The 15,820-nt window shown below is 69.4% G+C and carries 15 protein-coding genes; 2 read left to right on the forward strand and 13 right to left on the reverse strand.

Features of this window, described 5'->3' with window-relative positions:
* Window positions 1-69: 69 nt before the first annotated feature.
* The 11 genes from purH to cutA all read right to left on the reverse strand — a co-directional run bounded on the left by purH (window position 70) and on the right by cutA (window position 10,759).
* On the reverse strand, window positions 70-1,680 hold the full coding sequence (purH, locus tag AC3WRN_RS15060; protein WP_492623569.1) for a bifunctional phosphoribosylaminoimidazolecarboxamide formyltransferase/IMP cyclohydrolase: 1,611 nt from the start codon (window positions 1,678-1,680) through the stop codon (window positions 70-72).
* Window positions 1,681-1,749: 69 nt separating this feature from the next.
* Window positions 1,750-2,073, reverse strand: coding sequence for a helix-turn-helix domain-containing protein (locus AC3WRN_RS15065; protein ID WP_153021670.1), 324 nt, complete (start codon window positions 2,071-2,073; stop codon window positions 1,750-1,752).
* Between the two features lie 145 nt (window positions 2,074-2,218).
* Window positions 2,219-3,079 carry a zinc-ribbon and DUF3426 domain-containing protein gene (locus AC3WRN_RS15070; protein ID WP_492623570.1) on the reverse strand — a complete coding sequence of 287 codons (861 nt, stop codon included), beginning with the start codon at window positions 3,077-3,079 and terminating at the stop codon, window positions 2,219-2,221.
* A gap of 62 nt (window positions 3,080-3,141) precedes the next feature.
* Window positions 3,142-4,038, reverse strand: coding sequence for a 50S ribosomal protein L11 methyltransferase (gene prmA, locus AC3WRN_RS15075; RefSeq protein WP_492623571.1), 897 nt, complete (start codon window positions 4,036-4,038; stop codon window positions 3,142-3,144).
* 100 nt (window positions 4,039-4,138) lie between these two features.
* Window positions 4,139-5,506, reverse strand: a complete 1,368-nt coding sequence (gene accC, locus AC3WRN_RS15080) for an acetyl-CoA carboxylase biotin carboxylase subunit (protein WP_492623572.1) — start codon at window positions 5,504-5,506, stop codon at window positions 4,139-4,141.
* Window positions 5,507-5,516: 10 nt separating this feature from the next.
* On the reverse strand, window positions 5,517-5,990 hold the full coding sequence (accB, locus tag AC3WRN_RS15085) for an acetyl-CoA carboxylase biotin carboxyl carrier protein (RefSeq protein WP_492623573.1): 474 nt from the start codon (window positions 5,988-5,990) through the stop codon (window positions 5,517-5,519).
* Between the two features lie 73 nt (window positions 5,991-6,063).
* Entirely contained in the window at window positions 6,064-6,516 is a 453-nt protein-coding gene (aroQ, locus tag AC3WRN_RS15090) for a type II 3-dehydroquinate dehydratase (protein ID WP_068092124.1), read from the reverse strand.
* A 122-nt stretch (window positions 6,517-6,638) separates the two neighbouring features.
* A complete protein-coding gene (locus AC3WRN_RS15095) occupies window positions 6,639-7,187 on the reverse strand; it encodes a TlpA family protein disulfide reductase (RefSeq protein WP_068092123.1) in 549 nt (182 codons plus the stop codon).
* Window positions 7,187-9,376 carry a protein-disulfide reductase DsbD family protein gene (locus tag AC3WRN_RS15100; protein ID WP_492623574.1) on the reverse strand — a complete coding sequence of 730 codons (2,190 nt, stop codon included), beginning with the start codon at window positions 9,374-9,376 and terminating at the stop codon, window positions 7,187-7,189. The genes AC3WRN_RS15095 and AC3WRN_RS15100 overlap by 1 nt, the downstream gene beginning before the upstream one ends.
* 72 nt (window positions 9,377-9,448) lie before the next feature.
* On the reverse strand, window positions 9,449-10,345 hold the full coding sequence (locus AC3WRN_RS15105) for a DMT family transporter (RefSeq protein ID WP_492623575.1): 897 nt from the start codon (window positions 10,343-10,345) through the stop codon (window positions 9,449-9,451).
* Between the two features lie 60 nt (window positions 10,346-10,405).
* A complete protein-coding gene (gene cutA, locus AC3WRN_RS15110; protein WP_492623576.1) occupies window positions 10,406-10,759 on the reverse strand; it encodes a divalent-cation tolerance protein CutA in 354 nt (117 codons plus the stop codon).
* Window positions 10,760-10,976: 217 nt separating this feature from the next.
* Here cutA and AC3WRN_RS15115 point away from each other — a divergent pair, with 217 nt between their 5' ends.
* A complete protein-coding gene (locus AC3WRN_RS15115) occupies window positions 10,977-11,270 on the forward strand; it encodes a co-chaperone GroES (RefSeq protein ID WP_492623577.1) in 294 nt (97 codons plus the stop codon).
* A gap of 116 nt (window positions 11,271-11,386) precedes the next feature.
* Complete coding sequence (gene groL / locus AC3WRN_RS15120; protein WP_068092113.1) at window positions 11,387-13,036, forward strand: chaperonin GroEL; 1,650 nt, start codon at window positions 11,387-11,389, stop codon at window positions 13,034-13,036.
* A 101-nt stretch (window positions 13,037-13,137) separates the two neighbouring features.
* On the opposite strand, the gene AC3WRN_RS15125 is transcribed toward groL, so the two are convergent.
* Window positions 13,138-13,701: a hypothetical protein gene (locus AC3WRN_RS15125; RefSeq protein ID WP_492623578.1), complete on the reverse strand. Its 564-nt coding sequence runs from the start codon at window positions 13,699-13,701 to the stop codon at window positions 13,138-13,140.
* Between the two features lie 113 nt (window positions 13,702-13,814).
* The gene (locus tag AC3WRN_RS15130) at window positions 13,815-15,764 is read right to left on the reverse strand and encodes an LTA synthase family protein (protein ID WP_492623579.1); all 1,950 of its coding nucleotides are present in this window, start codon (window positions 15,762-15,764) and stop codon (window positions 13,815-13,817) included.
* Between the last annotated feature and the right edge of the window lie 56 nt (window positions 15,765-15,820).

The raw sequence follows: 15,820 nt of genomic DNA on the forward strand, positions 1-15,820 counted from the left end.
GTGCGCGACGGCTCTTCGTTACGTGATGGAGAGCCGTCGCGCACAGGGTGCGCTCCTACACGTCGGGACTCAATGCCGGAAGTGGCGCATCCCGGTGAACACCATCGCCATGTCGTGCTCGTCGGCGGCGGCGATCACCTCGGCGTCGCGCATCGAGCCGCCAGGCTGGATCACCGCGCTGATGCCCGCGGCGGCGGCGGCGTCGATGCCGTCGCGGAACGGGAAGAACGCATCGCTTGCCATCACCGAGCCGCGCACCTCGAGTTTCTCGTCGGCCGCCTTGATGCCGGCGATCTTCGCGCTGTAGACGCGGCTCATCTGGCCGGCGCCGATGCCGATGGTCTGGCGGTCGCGGGCGTAGACGATGGCGTTGGACTTGACGAACTTGGCTACCTTCCAGGCGAAGATCAGGTCGTGGATCTGCGCCTCGGTGGGCGCGCGGCGGGTGACCACCTTGAGGTCGGCGGCCGTGATCATGCCGGTGTCGGCGCTCTGGATCAGCAGGCCGGAACCGACGCGCTTGGAACTGTTGCCGGGGTGGGCGCCGAGCAGGTTGCCGTCGGCCGGCAGCGGGATCGCCAGCACGCGCACGTTGCCCTTCTTCGCGAACGCCTTCAGTGCGTCGTCCGCGTAGCCCGGCGCCAGCACCACCTCGACGAACTGGCGCTCGACGATGGCGCGCGCGGTGGCGCCGTCGACCTCGCGGTTGAACGCGATGATGCCGCCGAACGCCGAGGTGGGGTCGGTCTGGAAGGCGAGGTCATACGCCTTGCCGATGCCGTCCAGGCTCACTGCCACGCCGCAGGGGTTGGCGTGCTTGACGATCACGCAGGCCGGCTTCTTGAAGCTGCGCACGCACTCCCACGCCGCGTCGGCGTCGGCGATGTTGTTGAACGACAGTTCCTTGCCCTGCAGCTGGCGGAAGGTGGCCAGCGTGCCCGGCGCCGGATACAGGTCGCGGTAGAACGCCGCCTGCTGGTGCGGGTTCTCGCCGTAGCGCAGGTCCATCAGTTTCACGAAGCGGCCGTTGATCTGGCCGGGGAAGGCGGCATGGCCGGCGATCGCGTCCTGCGTGTCGTTGAGTTCCAGCCCGGACAGGTAGTCGCTGATGGCGCCGTCGTAGCTGGACACGTTGTTGAACGCGGCGACCGCGAGCTTGAAGCGCGTCGCACGGCCGAGGCCGCCGTGCTGCTCGATCTCGGCCAGGGCATCGGTGTATTGCTCCGGCGAAGTCAGCACGCCCACGTCGTTCCAGTTCTTCGCCGCCGAACGCAGCATCGCCGGGCCGCCGATGTCGATGTTCTCGATCGCTTGGCTTAGCGTGCAGCCGGGTTTCGCCACGGTGGCTTCGAACGGGTACAGGTTCAGCACCAGCAGGTCGATCGGCGCGATGCCCAGCTCGGCCATCACCTGGTCGTCGGTGCCGCGGCGGCCGAGCAGGCCGCCGTGCACCTTCGGATGCAGCGTCTTCACGCGGCCGTCCATGATCTCGGGGAAGCCGGTGAGGCCGCTGACCTCGGTGACCGCGATGCCGGCCTCGCGCAGCGCCTTCGCGCTGCCGCCGGTGGAGAGCAGCTCGATGCCTTTCGCGGCGAGGCGCCGGCCCAGATCGATCAGGCCGGTCTTGTCGGAGACACTGAGCAGGGCGCGACGGACCGGGACGAGCTGGGGGGCGGACATGGGCGGGGTTCCTTGGCGGGAAAGCCGCTCATTATAGCCACCCCGTGCAGGGGCGGCCGGGTCGAGGGATTACAGCAGGCCGTGCGCGGCCAGCTTCTTGCGCAGGGTGGCGCGGTTGATGCCCAGCGCCGTGGCGGCGCGGCTCTGGTTGCCGTCGTGGAAGGCCAGCACCTCGCGCAGCAGCGGCAGTTCGACCTCGCGCAGGACCAGCGCGTGCAGGCCCTCGGCGCATTCGGTGTCGCCGATGTCGGCGAGGTAGCGGCGTACCGTGCGGGTGACGCATTCGCCCAATGCGCTCTGGCCCTGCGAGCTGACGCCTGGCGAACCTGCGTTCTGCGACGAGGTCTGTTTTGCGGCCTCGACAGCAGGCAGTCTTACGGCATTCACGGACATCTTCCCTCACGTGCGAGGCGGCGGCTGCATGGGCCGCTGCGTTATGGTCATGGCTGTCGCGGCAGATCGCGGGGCGTGTCGGGTACCGGCTTGGCGATCTGCGCAGAGGGTCGAGTCTACCCGCGCGTGCCGATAATTTTAAGTGCTATTCGAAACCGAGTTCGAACCCCACCGCCTTGTCGCCGGGGTCCTCCACTTCCAGCAGCAGCACTGCGCTGGCGCCCGGCGCCAGGCCGCGCTGCAGGGTCGCCTCGTCGTCGAGGTACTCGTGCGGCTGCAGCCGGCGCATCGCGATGCGCTGGCCCTGCGCGTCGGACAGGGTGATCGTCAGCACCGGATACGGCTGGGTGAACGCGGCGTCGTTGCGCACGCTGGCGCTGATCATCAGCGCGCCGGCAACGCTGGGGTGGGCCTGCACGTTGCTGGCCAGCAGGCGCAGCTGCGGCGGCGCGGCGACCAGCGGCAGGCGGCAGCCGAGCAGGGCGCAGCTGCCGCGCAACCAGTTGCCGGTGAGCGGGTTGCGGATCAGCTCGCCGCGCTTGGCCCAGGCCAGCTGGGCGCCGAGCAGCAGCGCCAGCATCAGGCATGCCAGCACCCACGGCCAGCGCCGTTCGGCGGACGCCGCCCCGTGCCGCCGCCGCTCGCGCCGGCCCGGGTGCCCGGACTGGCGGGCCTGCGGTTCGCGCGCAAAGCGGGGGGCGAACACCAACTGCGAAAAATCCTCGATCGCCGCCGCGCCCGCCGCTACCGCATTGTCGCCAGCCACCACCACCACGGGCGGCTCCGAGCGTGGCCGGTAGACCACCAGGTCGAGGCACGGCGGCTCGAACGCGGACTCGTTGACCGGCAACTCGACGAACGGCTCCGGCGGCAACTGCCCGGTCAGCGTGGCGAGGCTGTCGAAGCTGGCGTGGCAGTGTCCGCACACGGCGTGGCCGTGCGCCTTCGCGAGTGTCTGCGCATCCAGCGAAAACACGGACAGGCATTCGGGACATTGGGTGTACATGCGAGCCGCTTCGATCAAACCGCGGCAAGCTTAGCAGGGAGCCGCCGGCAGCCGTTGCCCACTCAGCGGCGGCGGCCGCTGATGCGCACCCAGTCCTCGCGGGTATCCACGCGCAGTTCGTCGAACCATTCGGCATAGCGCTGCAGCAGCTCGTCCTGCTGGCCGGCGAGGATGCCGGAGATCGCGAACGGCGCGCCGGGCTTTGCCGCCGCGGCGAAGGTGGGCGCCAGTTCGCCGAGCGGTCCGGCGAGGATGTTGGCGATGAATACGTCAGTGGCCTCCGCCTCGACGTCCTCCGGGAGAAACAGCGCGAGCCGGTCGGCCACGCCGTTGCGTTCGGCGTTGTCGCGCGAGGCGGTGAGCGCCTGCGGATCGTTGTCGACGCCGACCGCGCCGGCCGCGCCGAGCTTCAGCGCGGCGATCGCCAGGATGCCGGAACCGCAGCCGTAGTCGGTAACCGTCTTGCCGGCGAGGTCGAGGCCGTCCAGCCATTCCAGGCACAACGCGGTGGTGGGATGGGTGCCGCTGCCGAAGGCGAGGCCGGGATCGAGGCGCACCACGACGAGATCGTCATCGACGGGCGGCTCGATGTTCCACGGGTAGATCCACAGCCGCCGGCCGAACGGCATCGGCTTGAACTGGTCCATCCATGCGCGCTCCCACTCCTGGTCGGCGACCTCGGCGAAGGCGAGCTGGTCGGGTTCCAGCCATGGCAGCAGTTCGCCCAGCGCGGCGGCGAGGCCGCGCCGGTCGGCGTCTTCGTGGAACAGCGCGTTGAGGGTGATCGTGGGCCACAGTGGCAGCTCGCCCACGCCCGGCTCGAAGATCGCCTGCTCGTCCGGCGTCTCCGCGTCGGCGTCCCGCAGCGTGATCGACAGTGCGCCGAGGTCGTCCAGCGCTTCCTCCGCGCGGGGCTGCTGCTCGATGCGGACGACCAGGGAGAGTTCGAGGAAAGGCATGGACGTATTCGATGGCGGTAGGAGCGCACCCTGTGCGCGAATGCTCTTGGCTCGTGTCGACATCAGAGCATTCGCGCACAGGGTGCGCTCCTGCAGGTGGTCAGGTGCCGGCGGCGGCTTTCTCTTTCTGCTCGGCCATCCGCTTCTCGAGGTAGTGGATGTTCTGGCCGCCGTGCTGGAAACCGGCGTCGGCCATGATCCGCTGCTGCAGCGGGATATTGCACTTGACGCCCTCGATCACCGTCTCGGCCAGCGCCAGGCGCATGCGCGCGATCGCGGTCTCGCGGTCGGGGCCGTACACGATCAGCTTGCCGATCATCGAGTCGTAGTTCGGCGGGATGCGGTAGCCGTCGTACAGGTGGGTGTCCACGCGCACGCCGGGGCCGCCGGGCGCCTCGAAGCGCTTCACCGTGCCGGGGCTGGGCATGAACGTGTCCGGGTCCTCGGCGTTGATGCGGCACTCGATCGCATGGCCGTGGATCACCACGTCTTCCTGCCGGATCGTGAGCTTCTCGCCACCGGCGATCAGCAACTGCTCGCGCACCAGGTCGATGCCGGTGATCCACTCGGTCACCGGGTGCTCGACCTGGATGCGGGTGTTCATCTCGATGAAGTAGAAGCGGCCGTTCTCGTACAGGAACTCGAACGTGCCGGCGCCGCGGTAGCCGATGCGCAGGCAGGCATCGACGCAGACCTTGCCGATCGCCGCGCGCTGCTCGGGCGTGATGCCCGGCGCCGGCGCCTCCTCCACCACCTTCTGGTGGCGGCGCTGCATCGAGCAGTCGCGCTCGCCCAGGTGGATCGCGTTGCCCTGGCCGTCGGCGAGCACCTGGACCTCCACGTGACGCGGGTTCTCCAGGAACTTCTCCATGTAGACCTGATCGTTGCCGAAGGCCGCCTTGGCTTCCTGCTTGGTCATGGTGATGGCGTTGCCCAGGTGCGCCTCGGTGCGCACCACGCGCATGCCGCGGCCGCCGCCGCCGCCGGCGGCCTTGATGATCACCGGGTAACCGATCTCGCGGGCGATCTTGATGTTGGTGTCCACGTCCTCGCCGAGCGGGCCGCCGGAGCCGGGCACGCACGGCACGCCGGCCGCCTTCATCGCGCGGATCGCCTCGACCTTGTCGCCCATCAGGCGGATCACCTCGGCGGTCGGCCCGATGAAGACGAAGCCGGACTGCTCCACCTGCTCGGCAAAGTCGGCGCGCTCGGACAGGAAGCCGTAGCCGGGGTGGATCGCCTGGGCGTCGGTGATCTCCGCCGCCGCGATGATCCGCGGGATGTTGAGGTAGCTGTCGACCGACGGCCCGGGACCGATGCAGATCGACTCGTCGGCGAGGCCGACATGCTTCAGGTTGCGGTCCACGGTGGAGTGCACCGCCACGGTCTTGATGCCCAGACTGTGGCAGGCGCGCAACACGCGCAGCGCGATTTCGCCGCGGTTGGCGATGACGACCTTCTCGAGCATCCGGGCGGCCTCAGGCAATCACGAACATGGGTTCGTCGAATTCCACCGGCTGGCCGTTCTCGACCAGGATCGCCTGCACGGTGCCGGCCACGTCGGCCTCGATCTGGTTGAACATCTTCATCGCCTCGATGATGCCCAGCGTCTCGCCGGCCTTGACCTGCTGGCCGACCTTGACGAAGGCCGGCGTGCCCGGGCTGGCCGAGGCGTAGAAGGTGCCGACCATCGGCGCCTTCACCACGTGGCCGGCGGGCAGCGCGTTCGCGGCCGGAGCCTCGGCGGCCGCCGCTGCCGAGGTCGCGGCGGCCGGGGCGGGCGCGGCGGCCACCATCACCGGCGCGGCGGCCGGCGCGGCAGCCGGGGCGGGCGCAGCGTTCTTCGGCACGCGCGACAGGCGGACGACCTCCTCGCCCTCCTTGATTTCCAGCTCGGCGAGGTTGGATTCCTCGAGCAGGTCGATCAGTTTCTTTATTTTGCGCAAATCCATCGGATCAGCCTTTGGTCAGTCATGCCGCCCGGGGCGGCTGGATGGTGGATGAGGGGCGCGCGGACGGCGCCGGTCAATTCGCGGCGGACGTCTGCAGGCGCTGCAGCGCCGCGTCCAGCGCCAGCCGGTAGCTGTCGGCGCCGAAACCGCAGATCACGCCGAGCGCGAGGTCGGACAGGTACGAGTGGTGGCGGAACGGTTCGCGGGCGAACACGTTCGACAAGTGCACCTCGATGAACGGGATCGCCACCGCGGCGAACGCGTCGCGCAGGGCGATGCTGGTATGGGTGAGTGCGCCGGCGTTGCACAGGATCATCGCGGTGCGGTCGTCGCGGCCCTGGTGGATGCGGCCGATCAGCTCGTGCTCGGCGTTCGACTGGAACCAGACCAGCTCGTGCCCGGCCGCATGCGCGCGCTCGGCCAGCCGCTGGTTGATGTCAGCCAGCGTGTCATGGCCGTAGACTTGCGGCTCGCGTACGCCCAGCAGATTGAGATTGGGTCCGTGCAGGACCAGGATTTTCGCCACGAAACCGTCCAGCCAGCATCGGAAACCGGCGCAGTGTGCGCGTAGTCCGGGATATTGTCCAGTTCGCTGCAGATCGACGATGTTTGACGGAGAAGTCCCGGGTTTCCGTGCGTAGGCGTATGTCAGTGCCGATCTTTCGCCGGTGCCAGCCACTGTGCCAGCTGCGTGGCGGATAGCGGGCCCGCTTGTGTAGCCAACAGGCGCCCATCGGCGTCGATCAGCACGCTATAGGGGAGGACCTGGCGCGTATTGCCCAGCAGCAGCGAGGTACTCGGTGGACCCATCCGGCCGATCAAGATCGGGTAATTCACCGGATGTGCGGCCAAAAACGCCCGGATGCGAGCAGGCTCGTCCATCGCAATTCCGACCACGATCGGCGCTTTTTCGCCGAACTTGGCCTGTGCCTCGGCCAGCGCCGGCATCTCCCGCAGGCACGGCGCGCACCAGCTGGCCCAGAAGTTCAGCAGCACGCGACGCCCGCGGTAGCTGTCCAGCCGGTGCGATGCGCCGTCAAGGTCGGGCAGGCTGAGCGGCGGCAGCGGCTGGCCGAGCAGCGTCGGCGGCGCGTCGGCGGTGGACGCCGGCGGCCGGCTGCGGTGCTGCGCGTAGCCGCCCAGCGCGGCGGCCAGCACCGCCAGGCCGAGGATCAGCCAGTTGCCGCGGCTGAGCATCAGCGTGCGGCTTCCGTCAGCGCCTGTTCGACCAGCGCGGCAGTCAGCACGGTGGACAGCTTCCGGCCCGGGCCGCCGTGCTTCGGGAACACCACGTACAGCGGCACGCCCGGCGAGTGGTAGGCCTGCAGGAACTCACTGATGGTCGGGTTGACGTCGGTCCAGTCGCCCTTCATGTAGACCGCGCCGGTGCGCTGCAGCAGGTCGCGGAAGGCCTGCGTGCCCAGCACGGCGTGTTCGTTCGCCTTGCAGGTGACGCACCAGTCGGCGGTCATGTCGACGAACACCGGCGTGCCGGCCGCGCGCAGCTCGGCGAGTTTCTGCGGGCTGTAGGCGACCACGCCTTCCTCGGCCACGGCCGTGTTCGACGGTGGCGGCACGTGAGCGAGCAGGTACATCGGCACCAGGGTGGCGAGCGCCAGCACCGCCACCATCAACTTGCTGGGCGCCCCGCGCGAGCGGCTGCGCTCGAACCACCACAGCGTCATCGCCAGCAGCACCATCGCCACCAGCACCAGGCCGACCGCGTCGGCGCCGCGCTGGTTCGCCAGCACCCACACCAGCCAGGCGGCGGTGAGGTACATTGGGAAGGCCAGCACCTGCTTCAGCGTTTCCATCCAGCGGCCGGGCTTCGGCAGCAGGCGCGCCAGCGCGGGCACGAAGCCGACCGCCAGGAACGGCAGCGCCAGCCCGACGCCCAGCATCAGGAACACCAGCAGCGCGGACAGCATCGGTGCGGCGAACGCATACGCCAGTGCGCCACCCATGAACGGCGCGGTGCACGGGCTGGCCACCACCACCGCCAGCACGCCGGTGAAGAAGTCGCCGGCCGGGCCGGAGCGCGCGGCGAGGCCGGCGCCGGTATTGCCCAGCGACGCGCCGAACTGCACCACGCCGGACATCGACAGGCCCACCGCCAGCATCACGCAGGCCAGCGCGCCGACCAGCAGCGGCTGCTGCAGCTGCGAGCCCCAGCCGAGCGCGTGGCCGGCCGCGCGCAGCGCGAGGATGCCCAGCCCCAGCGCGGCAAAGCTGCACAGCACGCCGGCGGTGTAGAACAGCGCGTGGCGGCGGGCGGTGGCGCGGTTCTCGCCGCTTTCCAGCACGCTGACCGCCTTGATCGACAGCACCGGCAGCACGCATGGCATCAGGTTCAGCACCAGGCCGCCGCCCAGCGCCAGCAGCAGCGCGGCGACCAGGCTGACCTGCAGCGGACCGCCGGCAAGATCGGCGGGCGGCATTTCCGGTGCCACGGCACCGGATGCCACGGCGCCGCTGCCGAGGTCGATGTCCACCGCGCGGGTCATCAGCGGATAACACAGGCCGCCGTCCTGGCAGCCCTGGAAACTCGCCTGCAGCGCGAGCTGCCTGCGGCCGGCCAGGTCGCCTTCCACCGTCACCGGCAGCTCGACCTGGTCGAAATACACGGTGACCTCGCCGTAGTGTTCGTCGCGGTGCGCGGTGCCGGCCGGCCATGCGGGCTTCAGCGTGAGGCCGGCGGCGTCGCCGAGCTTCAGCGTGGTCTGGTTGCGGTACAGGTAGTAGCCCTTCGGCATCGTCCAGCGCAGCAGCAACTGCTGCGGACCCTGCGCCAGCGCCTCGAAGCGGAACGCCTGCTCGGCCGGCAGCGGTGCGCCGGCCGCCGCCGTGCCCGTGCGGCTGCCGAGCTGGCTCAGCGCCGCGCCCAGGGCGTTGCCCGTCGCCGGGGTTGCCGCGACGCCGGCGCTGGCCGGCAGCGGCAGGTCCAGCTTCTCGGTATGCGGCGGGTAGCAGATCTTCGGATCGACCTCGTGGCAGCCCTGGTACTGCACGCTCAGTTGCAGCCGCGTGGTCCCGGCGGCGACGCTGTACGGGATGCTGGCGTCGACGCCGTGGTGGTAGGTCTCCACGTCGCCGAGGTATTCGTCGTGGTGCTTCTCGCCGTCGGGCAGCTGCGCCTCGCCCAGGGTGACGCCGTCGCCGCCCTTGAACTTCATGCGGCCGCGGTAGAGGTAGTAGTCCGGCGCGATGGTCCAGTGCAGCTTCAGCATGCCGGGCGTGGCGGTGTCGGCGCTCAGCTTGTACGCCTCGGTCACCGGCAGCAGGTTGTCCGTGTCCTGCGCCGGCGCGGGCGCGGCGCACAGCAGGCCGAGCAGCAGGAAGGCCAGTGCGGGCAGGCGGGCGGCCAGACGGCCGGTGATCAGACGCATCGCGATTCCAGAGGCGCAGCAGCGAGAAGGCCATTATGGACCATGCCGGCCGCGCCTCCGCTCGTTGCGGCCTTATGTCTTCTCGGCGGCCAGTGCCGGCGCCGTACGGCGCGTGCGCACCAGCCCGGTGGTGAGTGCCGTGCCCAGCAGGATCACCGCGCAGCCGCCGAGCATGCGGGCGCTCACCGGCTCGTGGAGCAGCAGGGCGCCCCACAGCACGCCGAACGCCGGGATCAGGTAGGGGATCACCATGATCCGCGTTGCGCCGACCCGCGCCAGCACCCAGAAGAACAGCACATAGGCCAGCGCGGTGCACAGCACGGCCAGCCCCGCGGCCGCCAGCCACGCCTGCAGCGGCGGCGTCCGCGCCGGCCACGCCAGCAGCGTCGTCGGCAGCAGCAGGAGCGCGGCGACCATGTGGCTGCCGACCGTCACCACCAGCGGCGTCACGCCGGCCAGGCGCAGGTGGGTGTAGTGCACCGCGTAGCCGTACAGCACGGTGGCGGCGACGCAGGCGAGCAGCGCCATGCCCGCACCCGGCCCCAGCGCGAGGCTGCCCTCGGCCAGCCAGACCACGCCGGCGAAGCCGATCGCCAGTCCGGCACCGCGCCAGGCGTCCAGTCGCTGGCCCAGCCAGAGCCAGCCGATCAGCGCGGCGAACATCGGCGTCATGCCGTCGATGATCGAGGCCAGCCCCGCCGGCAGGCTGCGCGTGGCGAAGGTGAACAGCACGAACGGCAGCGCCGAGTTGGTCAGTCCGACCACGGCGATGGGTTTCCAGTGCGCGCGCCATTCGGCGAGCCGCGCGCGCGAGGCCAGCAGCGGCAGGAAGCACAACGCCGCGCCGATCGCGCGCAAGCCGGCCAGCGGCAGGGCACCGAAGGCGCCGGCGCCCATCCGCATGAACAGGAACGAGCCGCCCCACAGGGCGCCCAGCGACAGCAGCACGGCATGGTCGATCTTCTTCATCTCGGGGGAGCGGCAGGGGCGGGGATGTCCAGTGTGCCCAAGTGCCACTGCCAAGGGCTGTCAGCAGTCTTGCGGCGCCTCGCCGGTCGCGACGCGCACCCAGTCCAGGTAGGCCGCGTGGCCGCGCTCCACCGGCACCGCGACCAGCTCGGGCAGCGCGTAGGGGTGCAGTTCCAGCAGGCGCGCCTTCAGCGCGTCGAAGCGCGTGGCGGTGGTCTTGATCAACAGCAGGTCCTCGCCCTCGGTGGTCACGCGGCCCTGCCACCGGTAGGTCGAGGCGACCCCGGGCAGGCGATTCACGCAGGCGGCCAGCCGTTCGTCCACCAGTGCCCCGGCGATCATCTGCGCGCTGGCCGCGTCGGGGCAGGCGCAATAGCAGAGCAGGACGGTGGCGGGCGCGATGGGCGAGGTCATCGGCCAAGCCTACCCCGGCCGCGGGTCGATTTCGCCGGCGACTCTTGAAAGTCGCGCCCGTTCGCCCAATTAGCTTGCTCATCCCGGGGCACACAGTTCTTGCAGCGGCGTCGCAGACCCGTAGAATTGGCACTCATTCACCATGAGTGCTAACAAGATCGCCGGCCCGGGTCTTGAAAGCCTTGCCCATCAACAACCTAGTCAGCTGGAGTCATCCATGAGCACACTGCGTCCGTTGCACGACCGCGTCATCGTCAAGCGCCTCGAAGAGGAGCGCGTCTCCGCCGGCGGCATCGTCATCCCCGACAGCGCCACCGAGAAGCCGACCCGCGGCAAGGTCGTCGCCGCCGGCACCGGCCTGATCCTGAGCGACGGCAAGGTGCGCCCGATGTCGCTGAAGGCCGGCGACGTGGTGCTGTTCGGCAAGTACGCCGGCCAGGAAATCAAGATCGACGGCGAAGAGCTGGTCTTCCTGAAGGAAGACGACGTCGTGGCGGTGATCGAGGGCTGATCGGCTGCTGATTGGCTGAGCGCGAAAAAGCGCGCACACCAGTCGCCTTCGGCTCCTTCCTGCACCACTTTCGCAAGATTGCCCGTACCTATTTCAAATTTTTCAAGGAAAAATTTATGGCCGCTAAAGAAGTCCGTTTCGGCGAAGACGCCCGCGCACGCATCCTCAAGGGCGTGAACACGCTCGCCAATGCCGTCAAGGTCACCCTCGGCCCGAAGGGCCGCAACGTCGTGCTCCAGAAGAGCTTCGGCGCCCCCACGATCACCAAGGACGGCGTATCCGTGGCGAAGGAGATCGAGCTGGCCGACCCCTACGAGAACATGGGCGCGCAGATCGTCAAGGAAGCCGCTTCCAAGACCTCCGACAACGCCGGTGACGGCACCACCACCGCCACCGTGCTGGCGCAGGCGTTCATCCGCGAGGGCCTCAAGGCCGTCGCCGCGGGCATCAACCCGATGGACCTGAAGCGCGGCATCGACAAGGCCGTGGTCGCCGCCGTCGGCGAGCTGAAGAACCTCAGCAAGCCCACCGCCGACGACAAGGCGATCGCCCAGGTCGGCACCATCTCCGCCAACTCCGACGTCGCCATCGGCGACATCATCGCCACCGCGATGAAGAAGGTCGGCAAGGAAGGCGTGATCACCGTCGAGGAAGGCTCGGGCCTGGACAACGAGCTGGACGTGGTCGAGGGCATGCAGTTCGACCGCGGCTACCTGTCGCCGTACTTCATCAACAACCAGCAGAGCCAGCAGGTCGAGCTGGACGACCCGTACATCCTGATCCACGACAAGAAGGTTTCCAACGTGCGCGAGCTGCTGCCCGTGCTGGAAGCCGTGGCCAAGGCGGGCAAGCCGCTGCTGATCGTCGCCGAGGAAGTCGAGGGCGAGGCGCTGGCCACGCTGGTGGTCAACACCATCCGCGGCATCGTCAAGGTCGCCGCCGTGAAGGCCCCGGGCTTCGGCGACCGCCGCAAGGCGATCCTCGAGGACATCGCGATCCTCACCAACGGCCAGGTCGTGTCCGAGGAAGTCGGCCTGTCGCTGGAGAAGACCACCATCGCCGATCTGGGCCGCGCCAAGCGCGTGGTGATCACCAAGGAAAACACCACCATCATCGACGGCGCCGGCGACGCGGAGAAGATCCAGTCGCGCATCAAGCAGGTCAAGGCGCAGATCGAGGAGACCTCCTCCGACTACGACCGCGAGAAGCTGCAGGAGCGCGTGGCCAAGCTGGCCGGCGGCGTGGCCGTGATCAAGGTCGGCGCGGCGACGGAAGTCGAGATGAAGGAAAAGAAGGCCCGCGTCGAAGACGCCCTGCACGCCACCCGTGCGGCGGTCGAGGAAGGCGTGGTACCGGGCGGCGGCGTGGCGCTGATCCGCGCGCTGAAGGCGGTCGAGAACCTCAAGGGCGACAACGAGGACCAGAACCTCGGCATCGCGATCACCCGCCGCGCGCTGGAAGCGCCGCTGCGCGAGATCGTGTTCAACGCCGGCGCCGAGCCGTCCGTCATCGTCAACCAGGTGAAGGAAGGCAAGGGCAACTTCGGCTACAACGCCGCCACCGGCGAGTTCGGCGACATGGTCGCGATGGGCATCCTGGACCCGACCAAGGTCACCCGTTCGGCGCTGCAGTACGCCGCGTCGGTCGCCGGCCTGGCGATCACCACCGAAGCGATGGTGGCCGAGCTGCCGAAGAAGGACGAAGGCCACAGCCACGGCGGCGGCATGGGCGGCGGCATGGGCGGTATGGGCGGCATGGATTTCTAAGCCAGCGTCTACACTACGACCAAAGAAAACCCCGCCTCGGCGGGGTTTTCTTTTTTGCCCTGCCGACCCGGGCGGCATGCCGGGCCGGTGGTGGGGCGGGCTCAGTGCCCGTGGGCGTTGGCGTTCGCATTCCCGCTGGCATTGCCGCTGGCACCGGCGTTGCCGCTGGCGTTGAGGCCCTTCACCGCATCGCCGACCGAGCCGGCGGCACGGTCGGTGGACTGGATCGCCGAGTGGGCGGCGTCGCGCACGTCGCCGCCCACGCCCCGGCCCATATCGCCTGCCTTGCCGGCGGTGGTGGCGGTATCGATCCCTTCGCCGGCATCGACATTGGCGTTGGCGCTGGCGTGCGAGTCGCCGGCACCCGCCTCGATCGCGCCGTTGGCATTCGCGTTGGCGTTCGTGTCGGTGTTGTCATTGGCGGTCGACGCGGTCTTGTCGGCGACCTTGTGGGCCTTGTGCTTCACGTGGGAACCGGCGCGGTGCAGGGTCTGCTCGGTCTGGGCGGTGGTCTGGCCGGCCGCGTGCATGGCGTCCGGTATGGCCGCGCCCGCGTGGACGCCGGCGCCGACCTGGGCGGCGCCGCCCAGGTTGGCCTGGGCGAAGGCGGAGGCGGTGAGAACGCTGGCGCCGAGGACGAGGGCGGAAAGCATGGTCTTGCGCATGGGGGTGACCTCCAGTGGGGGGATGCCGCGAGGCGAGGCGTGCCACGCCTGCTGCGGACGTCACCAACCTAGGTGCTGCTCCCGGACTCCCGTCTGAACGGCCGCCGCGGCCTTCAGTCGGCGGACAGCTCGCTGAACGGCGGCCGAGAGCCGTGTCCACCCGCCGCATCGAGCAGCATCACGCCTGCGGGCAACGGAGCTGCCGGTTCACCGCGGTGGGCGACGCTGGCCGGAGATGGTTCGGGTGGTTGCGGCAGCAGGTGGTCCAGCTTGCCGCGCATGCGCAACTGGCCGATGCTGGCCATCGCCTGGTCGAGCCGGTGCTGGTCGTTGCCTTCGGGCAGCGGCGGGGCACCGGGAGCCTCGGTGAGCGCGGCCAGTTGGGGACCGACCAGTTCGGTCAGCGCGAAATAGGCATCGTCGTGGATGCCGATGTGCGCCAGCAGCTTGCCGGGCAGCAGCCATGAGGCGGTTTCCACCTGCGCGGGCTGGCCCGGCTGCTTCGGGTCGACCAGCAGCCACACGCCGGCCTGGCTCAGCATGTCGCCGCCGTCGACGAAGCCGGTGGTGTGGTAGCTGTTGCTGAGCGCGGGCAGGTGGTCGCCGTAGAACAGCACCACGCTGGGCCGCCGGCGCTGGGCCAGCAGCTTCACCAGCCGGCCAAGTTCGGCGTCGGCGTGCTTCAGGTGATAGAGATAGGTTTGCAGTTCCCGCTTGTCGCGGCCTTCGATGCCCTCCGGCACCGGGATCGCGTCGCGTTCGGCGACGTGGGCAGGCTCGACGTCGTACGGGCCGTGCGCCTCGATGCTGATGGCGAAGATGAACTGCGGCGGGCCGTCGTCCTTCAGCTGCGTCATGATCTCGTCGGTCATCGCACTGTCGGCCATGTACTTGCCGTCGTCGGGCGCGTCGTGCGGGAACGACGACTGCGACACGAAGCGGTCGAAGCCGATCGCCTTGAACGCGGCGGTGCGGTTCCAGAACGCCGGGTCGTTGCCGTGCAGCGCCAGCGTCGAGTAGCCATGGCGGCTGAGCGTGCGCACCAGCCCCGGCAGCGGCTTGCGGCCCATCTGCAGGTAGGGGAACTGCAGGTTGTCGAAATAGCGCAGCGACAGCCCGGTGAGCACCTCGAACTCGGTGCGGATGGTGCCGCCGCCGAAGGTGGGCACGTGCAGCATGCCGCTGGTGCCGCCGGCGGCGAGCCGGCGCAGGTTCGACGTGAGGTCGCTGTGCTCGTAGCCGCGCATGATGGCGGGGTCGAAGAACGATTCGCTCTGCACCACCACGATGTCGGGCAGTTCGCCGCCCGCTGCCGGCGCCCGCATGGACTGCAGCAGGGCCGGCGTGGACTGTTCGATCAGTTGCGTGGCCGCGGTGCGGTCCGGCTTGCGCTCGCCCTTGTTGTATTCCAGGTGGAACAGCATCAGCGAGCTGACCAGGCCGGAATGGGTGGCGGTGGAAATCGCCGACCACGGTTCCAGCCACAGCGTATTCGCGTTGTAAACCCGGCTCCACACCGGCCGTCCGGCCAGCATGCTGGCCAGCGCCAGCGCCAGCATGCCGCCGCCGAGCAGGCGCAGGCCGCGCGTGCGCCGCGGGAACAGGGGCGGCTCCAGCCGCCATGCCGCGACGATCAGCGCCACCGCGGCGAGTGCGCCGAGATAGGGCCACGGGCCGTGCGGCAGGTAGCCGGACAGGATGTGCAGGCCGCCCTTGCGCAACTGGCCGACGATGCGGAAATCGTCCGGCAGCAGCGGCGTGCCGAGATTCGCTTTCTTCAGCACATTGGCCGCGTACAGCAGCCCCTGCAGCAGGAACGCCAGGGCGAACGACAGCACCGCGCGTCGGCTGATCGCCAGCAGCACCAAGGCCAGCAGCAGGCCCGGCCAGGCATTGGCCAGGGGATAGCGGGCCTGGTCGAACATGCGCGGCGGACTCACCCCGATGCCGCCGTCCAGCAGGCCGGTCAGCAGCACGAAGGCCAGCGCCAGCAACAGCAGCAGCACGACGCGCGGAATGGCGGCGCGCCAGCGTGCAGGCTGGTTGGCGGGGGTCAGGGGCATGGCAGTCCTGCGCTTGCTGTCATGTTGCGGACACTCGAATGTAATCTGGAACAGAT

The sequence above is a fragment of the Rhodanobacter sp. FW101-FHT13A11 genome (genome assembly GCF_058790335.1).